Annotated in this window: 9 protein-coding genes; 3 read left to right on the forward strand and 6 right to left on the reverse strand. The window is 58.0% G+C overall.

The features are described 5' to 3' along the window. Window positions 1-2: 2 nt before the first annotated feature. The 3 genes from ASD70_RS04230 to ASD70_RS04240 all read right to left on the reverse strand — a co-directional run bounded on the left by ASD70_RS04230 (window position 3) and on the right by ASD70_RS04240 (window position 3,602). Window positions 3-2,267: an McrB family protein gene (locus tag ASD70_RS04230; RefSeq protein ID WP_017528825.1), complete on the reverse strand. Its 2,265-nt coding sequence runs from the start codon at window positions 2,265-2,267 to the stop codon at window positions 3-5. A gap of 155 nt (window positions 2,268-2,422) precedes the next feature. Then, window positions 2,423-3,253: an HNH endonuclease gene (locus tag ASD70_RS04235; protein ID WP_017528826.1), complete on the reverse strand. Its 831-nt coding sequence runs from the start codon at window positions 3,251-3,253 to the stop codon at window positions 2,423-2,425. 73 nt (window positions 3,254-3,326) lie between these two features. Beyond that, window positions 3,327-3,602 carry a hypothetical protein gene (locus ASD70_RS04240; protein ID WP_017528827.1) on the reverse strand — a complete coding sequence of 92 codons (276 nt, stop codon included), beginning with the start codon at window positions 3,600-3,602 and terminating at the stop codon, window positions 3,327-3,329. Window positions 3,603-3,704: 102 nt separating this feature from the next. Here ASD70_RS04240 and ASD70_RS04245 point away from each other — a divergent pair, with 102 nt between their 5' ends. The 3 genes from ASD70_RS04245 (at window position 3,705) to ASD70_RS29110 (ending at window position 5,590) form a co-directional block, all read left to right on the forward strand. Next, a complete protein-coding gene (locus tag ASD70_RS04245; protein ID WP_017528828.1) occupies window positions 3,705-4,580 on the forward strand; it encodes a helix-turn-helix transcriptional regulator in 876 nt (291 codons plus the stop codon). 145 nt (window positions 4,581-4,725) lie between these two features. Beyond that, complete coding sequence (locus ASD70_RS04250) at window positions 4,726-5,400, forward strand: hypothetical protein (RefSeq protein WP_017528829.1); 675 nt, start codon at window positions 4,726-4,728, stop codon at window positions 5,398-5,400. Between the two features lie 25 nt (window positions 5,401-5,425). Continuing rightward, window positions 5,426-5,590, forward strand: a complete 165-nt coding sequence (locus tag ASD70_RS29110; protein WP_017528830.1) for a hypothetical protein — start codon at window positions 5,426-5,428, stop codon at window positions 5,588-5,590. Here ASD70_RS29110 and recD read toward each other — a convergent pair. Genes recD through recC form a run of 3 tightly spaced genes read right to left on the reverse strand, consistent with a single transcriptional unit; the run spans window position 5,578 to window position 14,806 of the window. After that, window positions 5,578-7,671, reverse strand: a complete 2,094-nt coding sequence (gene recD, locus ASD70_RS04255) for an exodeoxyribonuclease V subunit alpha (RefSeq protein WP_056845735.1) — start codon at window positions 7,669-7,671, stop codon at window positions 5,578-5,580. The two genes, ASD70_RS29110 and recD, sit on opposite strands and share 13 nt — an antisense overlap. Then, a complete protein-coding gene (recB, locus tag ASD70_RS04260) occupies window positions 7,668-11,339 on the reverse strand; it encodes an exodeoxyribonuclease V subunit beta (protein WP_017528832.1) in 3,672 nt (1,223 codons plus the stop codon). Before recB ends, recD begins: the two co-directional genes overlap by 4 nt. Then, a complete protein-coding gene (gene recC, locus ASD70_RS04265) occupies window positions 11,336-14,806 on the reverse strand; it encodes an exodeoxyribonuclease V subunit gamma (protein ID WP_056845736.1) in 3,471 nt (1,156 codons plus the stop codon). The genes recB and recC overlap by 4 nt, the downstream gene beginning before the upstream one ends. Window positions 14,807-15,230: the final 424 nt, after the last annotated feature.

Raw genomic sequence — 15,230 nt, forward strand, 5'->3', positions numbered from 1 at the left:
TTTCAGCGCCAGAACCGGGCGGAACCCATAGAGCGCAAATCATCCTGCAACTCGGCGACTTTGGCTGCCGAGTCCGCCAGCCTCATATCCCGCAACAAGGTGCTGGTGTCCGCGAAGGCGGCCTGGACCCGCGGCGTGTCTTCACCGCGAAGTTTGGGCAGGACTTTGGCGTAGATGGCTTGATCCAATGCTGTATCGAAGTCAATCACACCACCGCGTTCGGCCTGCTCGATATAGCCGATAACATCATGGATCGTCCGCCAGCCAAAATGCAGGCGTGCCGGGCGCAAGGCCTTGACCAACCCTTTGAGCGTGTCGCGCACTCTAACAACTTGTTCCTCGGCCAACGCGCTGGTTTTCCAGCCAGGGAACGCTTCAACATCGATATCCCAGAACTCGATCACTGCCGCCCGATCGAGCACCTTGTCGCTCAGACCATGTGTCGTTTCATCCATATTGACGGTGCCGATGATCACCAGATTGCTCGGGTACATGATGGTCGCCGGCACACCGCTGATATCATTGTCCTGAGCATGGAGCTCAATGTGATCACCTGTCTCCATGGCAGAAAGCAGCGGCGCCAAATATTGCTCCGGGTGCGACAGGTTCATTTCGTCCAGCACAACCGTGTATGGACGCTCGGAGTCGGCACTGGCTCTCAGCAGGAAATCGACGAATGCCGTGCGTACGTAGCTTTCGCTATTCAATGGATTGACGTAACCCAGCAGGCAAGAGGGATCATGCCAACCAGGCTGCACGGGAACCGTCAGCAGTCCCTCTGCGGGGTGGGTTTGCCCCTCGTGCAACGCAAGCGCGTACCCCCGCGCCAGTACCGTCTTACCGGCACCGCTGAGCCCGGTGAGCACCGCGAAGTGACGGCGCTGATGACTCCACAGTCCGGCATCAAGGCGGGCAACCAGGCTGATCGGAAAGGCGATATCTTCCGGGAAACTACGCAGGATGGTTTCCAGCGAGGGGCGCTCGAATGGCGCTGCCTCTTCACTGGATGGCACTAAGCTGGCTGCAACGCTCCCCGCCTCCGGAGCAAGCGATTGGGGTTCCCAGTAGATTTGCGCTGCCCAGGTTTCGCCAAGCTCGGTCAAGTGCTGCAGTTTGTCTGCTCTGGTTTCGACCAGTTGCAGGGCACGCAGCCAAAAGGTCAGGCTGGTCAATGCTCGGTCGCTGGTCCACCCGGGGTTCACCTTTCTCAACACCTCATTCATCGCACTGACGGACATTGGGCCGTTGCGCAATGCAAAGAGCATATGATCAACACCGAGCACCCGAGTCAGCAGCCAGTCCGATACTTCATCAGGCTCGCCTGTCTCCAGCAGACCCTCACCTCGCGGTGTCAGATGGATCTCCTCGCCTTGAGCCCGCAGCACGCCCCATTCGGCAATGAGTGAGTTGAGTTGCGTTCGGATGCTTGAGGTCGCGTGACTTGGGTTGATCGAGCGCATGTGCTCCACCAGGTCCTCTCGTTTGCACCCCTCTTTGGCGAACTCAATGATCGCCCGGATGGTCGCGATACCACCACCAATGGCTAGCATGCCGCGGCGTCGGCGCTCAGCAGGTAAAGGATTTAGACGCTCCTGGCCCGTGCTGGGGTCAGCGATTTCCGTGGCTTCGGCTTCCTGCTCCTGGACGAATTTCATATAGAGCAGCCAAGGTAGGGTCATACGCTCCAGCGACGGTGTTGATAGCCCTTCTTCCCGATTACCCAAAACATCGTTCAAGCGTTCAAGTACGCCCTGGTGCAGAGAAAGATCACGCTCCGAACCTCCGACGCCTATCAACGACGCCAAAGTACGCAATTTGGGATAGTGAGCGAGTGTGGTCAGTTCTGTTGGGCACAACGCGGCGAAGAGACGATACTTTTTGAGCCGAGGGTTACGCCGCACAGCGGGTGGAGCGACGAGTTGATTCAACTCGCGCCAGCCTTCGTTGAGCACCTGATCATGAAGGTGAGCGTCAACAGTTTTTAGCGATGCCCGAAGATTCCAAAGGCATTCGGCGACTCTAGGATCGGCAATCACCTCTGACACATTGACCGTGCCCATGCCCGTTGTAGTAATAACCTCACTTTCCCACAGCAGCTCTTGAAACGCTGGACTACAAAACTCCTCCTGATCAGCGTCTTGTACCTTACGAAGGAACTCCGACAGTTTTTTCAGCCAGTTCTGATACCAGGGCAATTCGCGATTGTGCGCCAATACCGCCTCGCAGGCTGCCTTCAGATTTGTGTTGTCCCTCAGATCTACCGCCACCAATCATGCCCCTTATTGTCTTGTTGGGCGACCGCGCCCATATAGCGTCTCTGCTAATTATTTACATGCGGAGTTACACCGCCTCCCAGGAGAATCCAGCCTCTGACACTGGTTCCTGGCCCATCACCTTTCAGGCAAACGATTAACACGAGCCACTAGCCACTGAATACGTGCTCGCGATGCCAGGCCAAGTAGTTCAAATGACGGTCATGAAGGCTACGCAATCGGCATTGCGGGGTAATACCAAGTGCCCGTTGCAGTTCAGCGCTCAAGGTTTGCGCAATAATAATATCGCCCTCGTCGGTGAAGCTGATCAGCCCCTGGTCAAAGGCTTGATCCAGGTTGGGCGTCAGAAGCAGTCCGTTAAAGGGATCGAGGCGCTCCAGATGCGTCGCGTCACGCCAAGGCTTGATGTGAGAAGCACGCAACATGGAAGCAAGCGCTATACCGCTAACGGCGCAACCTTGCCAATGCTTAAGCAGAGCTTGGCGATAAACGCTTTGTCCTACCCGCGCTCGAATAATGGCTTCGCGCTCGGTACTCTCAATTTGCTGCCCAAATGATGATTGCTCGAATATCTCAATCAGGCTGAATTCATCTTCCAAACCTTGCTCGAAGGCCGTCGATTCGCCGGTAAGCACTGCGAACAGGCTGCGCAAGTCTTCATCATCCGCACAATTGACCGCAATACCTGTATTGCTGGTTGAGTCGAGCGCGCGCGGAAATACTTCCAGGCTGGTGCTTTTATAGTTCTCATTGGGAGCGCCCTGCGTCAATGCCTTGATTTGCTCCCAATGCACTGACTTGCGGTATGCCGGGTGCAAAACCAATGGTTGGAGTCCGACGGCGCCGATAGCTTTATGCTTGACGAATAGCGGGTACTCAAGCGCAGGGTGCTCATAGCCTCTAGCGTAGGCCTTTTCTTTGTACTTCAAGCTGCAACCATGGCCTTCCAGAAGCCTGCAAATTTCCAGCGAATCGAGCATGCGCCCTCCTGATGTTAATACCGTATCGGCGCCAATCACGAGGACCTTGAATCAAGGCACTCGTGCCTCACACCTAGGGCAGTAAAGCCTGCAGAATCTCCACCTTGCGCTGCAACTGCTCCACATGAGCCTTCTCAGCCCGAAGTGCCGATTTCAACTCGCGATTCTCTTCGGCGTGCCAGCTCAGCCGCTGCTGGCGCTCCTTCGTGGTCGCATGCCAATGCTCGAGCAATCTCCAGGCTTTGTTAGTCTGCAGATACTGCACCAAAAGCATCAGCAGGATCATCAACAGCATCAGCATCGCTACCGACGCCGTCCAATCCCAACCATCCATAAACATGTCCCTCATGTCGTAAACTCCAAACCTGCCAGAGTCACGATATGTAGTGTTAAACGACACGTCTAGAATGTAGACTTATACAGGTAAAGTATTCACTCACATGGAGGCGACATGAAACGCAAGCAAACCATCGAGCAGGTCCGTTGGGACCTCGCCCTTCGCTATCGTCTGATTGAAACCGTCGCCTGGTGGGAAGGCCGGCTGACCACGGTGCACTTGATGCAGAGCTTCGGCATCAGCCGCCAGCAGGCGTCAAAGGACATCAATACGTACATCACCGAGCATGCGCCCAAAAACCTTACATATGATCGACAGATCAAGGGGTACGTGCCGGGCAAACAGTTCAAGCCCCTGTTCATCGACGACAGTGCCAGCGCCTACCTGCACCTGCTTTACCAGAACAATGCCCGAGCGCCACACGTTGAGGGGCTGGCGTTGGCCTACGCCCATACCAAAGTGCTGGAGGTGCCGGATCGCTCGATCAAGGCCGAGATACTGCGCCCACTGCTCAAGGCTTGCCGGGAGCATCTGCGTCTGGACATCGACTACGTTTCGCTCAACAGCCCCGAACCTGAAGGGCGAACCATCGCACCGCATACGCTGGTTTACACAGGCATGCGCTGGCATGTGCGCGCCTACTGCGAAAAAAACCGCGAGTACCGGGACTTTGTACTGAGCCGACTACGCGGGGTCCCTGAGTTGATGGACGGCGAAACCGAGAATGGCCTCTCGGACGACGACCAGTGGAATAGCGAAGTCAACGTCATCATCAAACCCGATGAGCGTCTGACGGTGATGCAAAAAGCGATAATCCAGGAGGATTTCGGGATGGTCGATGGGCGACTGCAGATTCCCTGTCGCCAGGCGTTGGTCAAGTATGTATTGCAGCGCTATCAGATTGATCCAAAGAACATGGACCCGAAACCAGAGGCGCAACAGATCGTGGTGGAGAACCTGAAGGAGTTGAAACCCTGGCTGTATGACTGATACCGGTCCCTTTCGACTGCCCTGTTCGCGACAACCTTGCCGCTGGCACTCGACTCCAAAAAATACCGAGCCCTGACGCAGTGCGACATGATCTGTCGCACGAGTGAATCAAGCTCTGTATCAGACCCCACGAGAGAACACGATATTGAATAATCTGGAAGCCCTGGAGCTGGTGGAAACCACGTTCACCGAGATACTGAACGCCGACAAAGTGTCCGACCTGAAAAAGATACTGACGTCCGATCCCCTGCTGGAAAAATGGCAGATGGACCGCAACAAATACCCAGAATTGCAGTTGAAGTTGACGGACCACGACATCAGTTCCCTCATGACTAAGGTTGGCAACGATCTTCGCTTGCATGCGGACCTCAGCGCCAAACTGGAAACACCTCTGGAAAAGCTGCTCTTCGCCCTAGTCTGGAAAAATGGCGACCTGCAAAAGGTGGCGCACATCATCAAAGGTGCAGCCGATGTCAGACCAACATCGCTGACTAACGGCCCAGGCCAGGTATTCAGACAGTTCGGTCGGCACCTGGCTGATCGCTCGGAATCCATTGTCGATCAGCACGTGCTTCGTGCCTTCGAACTCTATGAGCAGATCAACGACCCAGACTTTTCCAAGATCAAGACCATTCGCAAGAAGATCAACTGGGACAACGATGTCGCCTGCATCGAACGCTACAAAGGCTGGCTCTCGAAGCACTTTAAAGTGCGTCAGGATTCGGAACCGGGATTCGTAGTAAACATCGACATGCTGCTCTTTGCGCTCGGTCGAGCGGTAAAGATCACCAGCAAGCGTGGTAACGGCGAAGCAGCGTAATCCCACCGCCATCGAGGACAGCGCCATGAAAACCTACAAAGCCTTTATGCAACGTGTAGTTGCCACCGCCGGCCCCCAAGCCAACTTCACCATCACGGTTCAAGCGGTGACCTCTGCCATGGCAAAGGTCACCGCTGAAGCCCAGTACCCAGGCTACAAATGCCTGAACGCACCCACTCAGGTGCGTTGAAGTTTTGCCAGCTCATCTTGCAGTTGCAGCGCCAGCCCACTGGTTCGCTGCACATTGCGACTGACCGCCCCTTCAAATACGCCCGGACTGGCTTCGACCAGGCTGAACCATTGCTTGGCACGGGTGATGGCGGTGTACAACAGCTCCTTGGTCAGCACAGGGTTCAGCGCATCGGGCAATACCAGAGCCGTATGGTTGAACTCCGACCCCTGGGACTTGTGCACCGTCATGGCGAAAACGGTCTCAACCTCCACTAGCCGACTCGGCATCACGAAACGTACGCCGCCGCTGCCATCGTTTCGCGGGAAGGCTACACGTAGAACCCGTACTGCAGAGGGACCCGGTACCCAGAGAGCAATGCCGATGTCACCATTCATCAAGCTCAGGCTGTAATCATTGCGGGTGACCAGTACCGGTCGCCCTTCGTACCAACCCTGGTCCCCCGACAACAACTCACAGCGGCGCAGTTCGGCGGCCACTCGTTGATTCAGTCCCTCGACACCCCAAGGCCCGCGACGCAGCGCACAGAGCAGACGGAACTCATCAAACGCGCCCAATACTTTGCCAGCCCAACCGGCCCAGAGGGCACTGTCCCAGGGAGTGTCTTTCGCAGGACGCTGGTCTCGTAGCTGCTCAAGGTAATGGCGATAACCAGGAGCATCGCCTTTGCCGTTGATAATCAACTCGGTGAGTGCGGCATCATGCTCGCCTCGCAACTTGAGGTTGAACAGCTGAGGCAATTGCTGATCAAGCAGGCCTCGTGCTTCGGCGGCATTTTTCTCATTGACCAGTTTGGCCAGACGCCCAATGCCCTGCTGGGCGTCGAAGCGTCGGGAGTAGCGCAGCATGACGGTTTGCTGGGCCAGCGGATCGCCAGCACCGACTGCCGTTTGCAACCCCGGAGCGCTGACCGACTCGCCACTGTGGGCTTCCAGCCAGGCCACTGTTTGCTCGCTATAGCCGCCGGCTTCAGCGTTGCGACAAAGGTCGCCCAACACGGAGCCTGCATCCACCGATGCCAGCTGATCCTTGTCACCCAACAGGATCAAGCGCGCCTGCCGAGGCAAGGCATCGAGCAGGCAAGCCATCATTTCCAGGTCAATCATTGACGCTTCATCGACCACCAATACATCCAGCTCCAGTGGCTTATCCCGGTGGTGAATGAAGTTGCGCGAATCCGGTCGACTGCCCAGCAATCGGTGCAAAGTAGAAACATCGGTCGGAATCGCCTCACGCACCGGGACGCTCACAGGCAATTCACGGACCGCCTTGCCGATGGATTCGGACAAGCGTGCTGCTGCCTTGCCGGTGGGGGCGGCGAGGCGAATGCGCAGCGGTTTTCCTTCCTCCACGGCCGGTGTTTGCAGCAGCCCCAGCAAGCGCACGACCGAAGTGGTCTTGCCGGTGCCGGGGCCACCGGTGATGACACTGAAATTGCCTCGCGTCGCCAGTGCACAGGCAATTTTTTGCCAGTCGCTGCGGCGTTCACCGTTAACTTCGAAGGTATCAGGGAACAGGGCATCGAGCCGATTGGAAAGTTTTTCCGGTGTTACCGCGTTCACGCTCAAACGAGCGCTCAGCGCCTGGGCAATGCTGCGCTCATAGTTCCAGTAACGACGCAGGTACAGGCGCTGTCCGGTCAACACCAGCGGCCGCTCCGGGAATCGCTGCGGCTCGTCCCGATCCTCCACCATCGTGCTCAAGCACAACGCCCGGCGCCATTGCGCGACATCCAGGCCCAGCAACCATTGCGATGGTAATTGGCCGCCCTCCTCCCCTTCAGGAGGTAACGACAACACAAAGTCAGGCGCTTGCAGGGTAGCGACCAGATCCAGGCAGGAATGCCCGCGACCCAGTTGATGACTGGTCATCGCGGCAGCCAGCAACACACTGGCCTGGGCCTGGGGATCCTGTTCAAGTATGAAGGTGGCGAATGAGCGATCCAGTGCGCGCAACCAGCCTCGGCTCACCCAATTGTCGAGTTGATGCAGCAGCTCACTGCTGTCGGCATCGCCAACGAACAACGGCGGGTGATCAACGTTGCGCTGACTGTTGCTCAGTTGCTTAAGGGTCTGGCTCATGCGCTGACCTCCGCGTGTTGGCCCATGAAGAGTTGGTCCAGTTGTTCAATCAACTGCCGTGGCGGTCGTTCGAAATGCACACCATGGGTGGGCGCCTGGTGCCCACGAACGAACAGGTATACCGCCCCGCCCATGTGCTCTTCGTAGTCATATCCCGCAAGGCGCAGCTTGAGCTGACGATGCAACGCCAGCAGGTAGAGGCACAACTGCAGGTCGTAACGTTTGTTCAGCATGGTCTCGGCCATCGCCTCGGCGTCGTAGGCCTGATCGTTACCGCCCAGCCAGTTGGACTTGTAGTCCGCCACGTAGTAGCGACCTTGATGCTCAAAGGTCAGGTCGATGAAGCCTTTGAACATGCCGTTCAACTCATTGGCGGCCAGTACTGGACGCGGTGCACCACCCAACGTGTATTGGCGCACCAGTGCATCAAGGCGCTGAACGTTCACCGACCGGCTGGAAAACCAGAACTCCATCTCCACCTGATAGGTGCTCAGGGTCGAGAGTTTGCATTGGGTACCGTTGAACCGCAGCGGTGCATTCAGATAGCTGCCCAGCCAGGCGGACAGTGGCTCGATCCAGGTTTCCCAGTCGCGCAGGTTGCAGCGTCGGGCAACGGTGTTATGGAGGGTTATTGGATCTCCAGCGGTCTTGGCAAAACCTTCGCGACCGGCCCATTCGAACAGTCCATGGAGAAAGGTGCCAGGTCCTGCGCCCCGAGGGAAACCGTGAATCCCGGCCCCTGCCGGCAAGGCTTCAGCTTCGTCCTCTTCCTGCAAGTTGGCTTCCAGCGCGGTCGCCGGCTCCAGGCTGATACCCGGCTCCGCCCCCATCAGGACATATCCGTCGGCAATGGCCAAGGCCGAGTAACTGGCAATCCACCAATTTGCCGCGAGCTTGTGCAAGGGCCGCAAGGCTGGCCCCACCGGTGGTGGAGTGGGTGCCGTGTGAACATTTTCCGATGGTGCTGGCGCTGCGCACACCTCAATGTCCGGGCAGCCACTGGCCAGTGCCTCGACCACGCCGGGCAGACTCTCTGGGGCTATCGGCTTCTCCCCCGCCAGCATGTAACCCAGGCCTGCCTTATGCAGATCTGTCGATTTTCCTCCGGTCTTGAATCCCTTGGGCGCTACGCAGATCCAGGTGGCGTAACGGGCTCGGGTCAGGGCAACGTAAAGCAGGCGCATTTCTTCGCCCATGCGCTCATCGTTGGCACACCCTTGTGCCGTCTCGGCCTGTTTACCTTTGGCCAGCTCGATGACCAGATCCATGTTGTCGTGAAACATCGGCGGTGTTGTGCTTTTGCCATCGATCTCCCTTGCGCTACAGGCGAACGGCAGCAGCACCAAGGGGTATTCCAGGCCTTTGGATTTGTGCACGGTGATGACCTTGATCAGGTCCGAATCGCTTTCCAGGCGCAGAATTTCTTCTTCGCTCTGGCCATCCATCTGCTCGGCCAGATGACGGATCAGCGCATGCTCGCCATCGAGTTCGGCGGCGCTGCGCTGCAACCACTCGGCCAGGTGCAACAGGTTGGTCAGGCGACGCTCCCCCTGGTCTTCCAGAAGCAAACGGGCCGGGACCTTGAACGTGGCAAGCAGTTTTCGCAGCATCGGCAGCACGCCCTGTTGCTGCCACAACACGCGAAAATCCCTGAACAGCAGAACCTGTTGTTCCCAGAACAGCTCATCCTGATTCAATTGCTCCAGGGTCTGCCATGTCAGCCCGACGCTGCGGGTCGCCATTGCCGCTCGCAGCAGCCGATCGCTGGTGGGTTGAGCGCACGCACGCAAGATATACAAAAGGTCCTTGGCCTCTTCGCTTTCAAAGACCGAGTCTCTGTCGGAGAGATAGACGCTGGCCAGTTGCCGATGGGCCAGGGCTTTACGGATGGCTTCGGCCTCCTTGCGATTGCGCACCAGAATGGCGATATCGGCGGGCCGCAGAGCAACGAATTCACCGTTGCCCTTCAGTAAACCGGAACGCTGGGTTGCAGCGGGATCAAGCCAGGCCTGAATCGCCGACGCCGAAGCTTCAGCGGCTTTACGCAAGTAGGTGGCGCTATTGATCACACCCTCGGTTTTCAGCTGCCAGAACGTGAGGGCCTGTTGATTCGTACCGATGACCTGCAGCACATCGTCGCGCCCATTGGCATGGACGCTGATGAACGGTACAGGGTTGTCCTGATCTTGCGTGGCAAACCGAAACGCGCCCCGAGGCTGGGCTTCAGCGTAGCGGAAGCAATGGTTGGCCGCCTCGACCATCGCCTTGGTGGAACGATAGTTGGTCCCCAGTGTGTAGTGACGGCCAGCCGTGGCTTTTCGCGCCTGGAGGTAGGTGTAAATATCCGCACCGCGAAAGGAATAGATCGCCTGTTTCGGGTCGCCGATCATGAACAGGCCGCAGTCATCCAGGTTGTCGGGAATGCGGTAAATGGTTTCGAAAATCCGGTACTGAACCGGGTCGGTGTCCTGGAATTCGTCGATCAGGGCGACCGGATACTGCTTGCGAATGGTCTCGGCCAGACGCGGGCCCGACGGGCCTTGCAAGGCCTGGTCAAGGCGATTGAGCAGGTCGTCGAAACCGATTTGCGCCCTGCGCACTTTCTCGGCATTGAACGAACATTGCACCTCACGCAGTGCATGCAGCAGCAGTTGCGCGCGCACCTCGGTTTTTGACTCCAGATGATCGACCCACGTATCGATGGCCTGAAAAGCGGGGTGCACGCTGACAACGCCGCCTTTGTTCACACTGAACCGGGTTTGCCCACACTTGCGAACATGAGCACAGGCTTCGTCTCCCAGGCTCCATTTCGCGATTTCACCAAGCATCTGCTCGAAAGTTTCGGGAGTCTTGGTTGGATAGGATTTTCCGCTCAACTTCGTTCGTACATCACGCAGCAGCGTATTTATCCCGGCGACATCTCGCGACCACTCAGCTCTGGCACGGTCCTCAAGCGCAACACATCGCTGCTCCCAATCGATAGGGGACTGCAGAAGCGCATCCAATCGTGCCGGAGCGCTGATCGATGCCCCTGCCTGCCGGAACTCCGCGTCTGCCCGCGATAGCAGAGGACTGAGCGCCTTCTGTAGATCAGTCGGGGTTTTGAAGCAATCGGCCACCACCTTGGAGAGCGCCGGTGACAAGGCATAGAAATGCCGACGCCAATAATCCCTGACCACCTCCGCCAGCAGCTCGCTCTGGTCGGTTTCCAGTGTTTGAGTAAACAGGCTGCCACTGTCGAAGGCGTGCTCACGCAACATCCGATAGCACCAGCCATGAATGGTCGAGACCGCCGCCTCGTCCATCCACTCACCTGCCAGTTGCAACCGGCGCGCGCAATTGGGCCATTCCTGCGGCGGGTAATCGGCACGCAGTTGCTCCAGCAAATTGTCGTGTTCGTGATCAGGCTCCAGGAAGCACAGCGCCGCTTCGGTCAAGCGCGCACGAATACGGTCGCGCAGTTCCTGGGTCGCGGCATCAGTAAAGGTTACGACCAGAATCTGCGGAGGTGTCAGCTGATCCTTGAAGGCGGCCTCGCCTCCATGACCCAGCACAAGGCGCACGTACAACAAGGCGATGGTGAAGGTTTTGCCGGTTCCGGCACTCGCTTCGATCAGTCGGCTGCCATGCAAAGGAAAGTCGAGGGGGTTCAGATTCAGCGGATTCATTGGTCGCTCCCTGCGCGGCTCGAAGAAAGATGATTGAACAGGCCGCCATACAGGCGCTTGGCCCATGAGGTGAAATGACCGGAGGCGCACAGTTGGTCGAAATCCGCGTACGCACGGTGCAAGGCGAAGGAGCTGTCTGCCTCGCCAGAGCGCATGTACCCGCCCTCGAACGTCTCGCGGGCCTTTTCGGACGCCGAGTCGTTGTCTTCCCCGCCCTCCTTCGCTTCTTCGAGCCAGGCGAATGCGCTTTTACAGGCGATCGGTAGCGGTTCACGCATGCCCGCTACCCAGGCCTCGAGCAGCGATTTCAACTGCTTCTGCGCCTCTTGCGGGGCCATTGGCCGGAACACCACGTCCCCATTCAAACTGACCAGAATCGAGGTGCAGCCCGGCTCACTCAGCTGCAACGCCAGATGGCGCACCCAGGGTCGAACCAGGTTGTGCCAGCGCCAACTGTCGTCGTTGCACAGCTTCTTGCTGTCCAGCTGCAAGTAGGCACGCTCACCTTGGGCATTGCGGCGAATACCGCCCAGCCAGTCACTCAATCCCGGGGCCGATTCATGAGCGGCGATCGTTGCGGCGGTTTGGCCCTCCTCGACCTCCGGCCACGCCTGCAACTGCACGTGGTAACGCTCGAGCATATCCGGCAGCGGCTCGGCCAGGGCCGATGCGCTCAACGTGCCGAAGCCACCCAACGGCAACTTGCCTTCGCGCTGCAAACGCTGAAGGTGCAGATCAAGCTCAGCCCCGGCGCCTTCAGGCTGATAATCCTCTTCAACCCAACGCTTGAGCGCCTGGCTGAGCCGGTCCTGGTGCTGCCAGTTCTCAAGGCCGTCGAGCTGAAAGGTTTCGTCGTCGCGGCTGGTCAATTCGTCATTGTCGAAGTTGACCTTGAGCCGTTGCTGGAAGAACGCCCCGACGGGGTCGCGCACAAACCCGGCCAGTTGGCGCAGGGTTAAAGGCGTGTCTTGGGCGAGCGCTGGCAACAGGTTTTCCGATGGCTGCTGATCTGGCGAATCATGCACCTCACGCCATTCGTGCGAGTAAGTGAACAGCCCGTCCGGCCCCGGCTTGTCGGCAAAGTAGGCGGCGCTGAAAGGCTGTAGCGGATGTTCCTGGGTCAAGGCATGCAGCAATTTGCCAGGCTGCGCCAAGCGCCAGCCGCTGGACAGGTGATCACGCAGTTGCCCGACCAGTACCGAAGGTACGCGCTCACTGTTGTCGCGGATGTTGCGGCCAACCCAACTGACATACAGCTGTTCCCGGGCCGACAACAAGGCCTCCAGTAACAGGTAGCGGTCATCCTCGCGGCGCGAGCGATCGCCGGGACGGTAATCGTTACGCATCAGGTCGAAATCGACTGGCGACTGTTGGCGCGGATAATCGCCATCGTTCATGCCCAGCAGGCACACCACTTTGAAAGGGATCGCACGCATCGGCATCAACGTGCAGAAGTTCACCGCACCGGCGAGAAAACGTTGCGACAAGCCGCCATCCTCGATGCCGGATAGCCAGGTTTCATGCATCACGCTCAGCGGCAAAGGCTCGTTGAATTGCGCGGACTCACAGGTGCGCAGCCAGTCATCGAGCAGTCTGAGCAACTGGTTGACCAGTAATTCTTCGACATCCCCCACCGGACGGAAGAACACCTTCAACAGCGATTGCAGGCGCTCGACCCAGAGCACCGGTGTCGCTGGCTGCTGCAGATCTTCGCGGGCGACTTCCAGGTGATCGAGCAGGGTCAACAAAGGCCCTGCCAATGCCGCCTCCAGCCCGGACACTTCATCGTAAGGCTCGATGCCATTCAGCTCGGGCCCTTGGCCGGCTGCGTAACCCAGCAGCATGCGGCGCATCCCGAAACGCCAGGTGTTTTGCTCAAGGCCTGCGGGCATGTCCAGGCTCTCGCGCTGTTGCGCATTGAGTCCCCAGCGCACACCGGCACCATCGATCCAGCGCTGCAGGATCGGCACATCCGCTTCCTTGATGCCGAAGCGCGCCCGCACCGCCGGCACATCCAGCAGGTCGAGAATATCGCTGACGGCGAAACGGCTATGGGGCAGTTTGAGCAAGTGTTCGAGGGCGATCAGCAATGGCTGGCGCCCACGCTGTCCCTGGTCGGCCAAGGTAAACGGCAGATAACGAGGGTCATGACGTGGCACCTGGCCGAACACGGCCTCGATATGCGGCGCATACGCATTAATGTCCGGAACCATCACAATCACATCCCGCGGGCTTAGCTGGGGATTGGCGCTGAAGCGGGCGAGCAACTGATCGTGCAGCACTTCCACTTCACGCTGCGCACTATGGACCACGTGAAAGCGTACCGAGCGATCCTGTGCAACATCGACAGGGCCCCATAATTCGAGGGTTTCAGCCAGCGGACGCAATTCAAGAATGTCGCTTTGCAATTGGCCCAGCAGGCTGGAAGGTGGCTCGTCATTGAACAGATCGATACGCCCGCCGTTTAGGCCCTCGAAAAGGTGTCGATAACTCGCCGGCTCGTCATAGTGGTCGAGCAAATTGATGTAGTCGCGACCTTGCCTACCCCACGCGGCGAGCAAAGGCTGGCCATGTTGGCTCGTCGCCATAGAGGCACTTCTGTTTGGCTGACGGCGATAGGCATGGCCCAACAAGTCTTTGTCAGCGACGATATCGCCCCAGTGATGGCGACAAGGGTTGTGCACGCACAGCAACACCTGGCTGTAGCGCGAGAGTATGGCCAAGGCTTCCAAAACCTGTGCAGGCATAGATGAAATGCCAAACACCACCACACGCCGAGGTAAACCATTCGGGGGCTGCCCTGCTTCACGCAGGCGTGCGACAAAACGCTTGTGAACACCGGCACGGCTCTGCTCAAGAGCGCCCTCGCCTACATCCGCCAATACTTCACGCCACAGCTCCGCCTGCCACAGGTTGTCGGGATCCAGCGGTTTCACACCGCCTTTGATGTGCTTTAGCTGATCACGCCCGGCCGCCCAGTCCTCCAGCCAATCGGCGCGATAGACCTGATATTGGTCAAACAGGTCCGCCAGACGTTCGGATAGTTGATGGCGCTTGCGCTGATCGTCATCGTCCTGAAGGAAACGCTGCAAGCTGCTGAAATGGGTTTTGTTGAGCAATTGAGGCAGCAAGCGCATCAGACGCCAACTCAGTGCAGTCTTGTCCAGCGGCGAAGACTCGGGGGTTGTCTCGGCCCCCAAGACAGACCGGTAAGCCTGCCACAGGAAACGCGCAGGAAGTTGCACATCCAACGCTGCTGCGATACCGCAGCCACCGTTATCCGGATCTTCAGCCAGCGCCAGCTTCAACCATTGAGCAATGCCGTTGCTGTGCACCAGCACGACTTCGTTTTCCAGAGGGGCCAACGGGTAGCGCTGCATCCAGCTCACCGCTAGCTCACGCAAATCGTCCAAGCGATTGCCGTGAATAATCATGAAGCCGGGCTTCAACGAGTCCGCATCCTGCATACGCCACCCTCAGATCTGAATACGCAGCTCTGTGGTACAGAGCGGCAAAAGGCCATCACTTTAAAACGATATTGTTACACGCCACCAGCCCGAAGAAGGTCAACACAACCATCTACAGGGGCCGAGCATAGGTTGCCCAAGGAGGAGAACAAATGCTGGGGGTTTGCACAGGTCAACTACTCACGCACATCCCCAACCGTTTCTGCTGAGACGACAGTTAGAAATAAATGAAAAGGCGTAAAAATCTGTGCTGTTTGTTGACAGTCCACGGAGTTCATCACCACTCACTTGAGCCTGCCCCCATGAAAACCTACCTAACCTTCATGCAACGTGTAGTTACTACCGCCGGCCCTCAAGCCAACTTCACCATTACCGTACAAGCAGTGAGCTCGACCATGGCTGGCCAAGGTCACTACCGAAGCGC

It is taken from the genome of Pseudomonas sp. Root569 (assembly GCF_001427465.1).
Classification (GTDB): Bacteria; Pseudomonadota; Gammaproteobacteria; order Pseudomonadales; family Pseudomonadaceae; genus Aquipseudomonas; species Aquipseudomonas synxantha.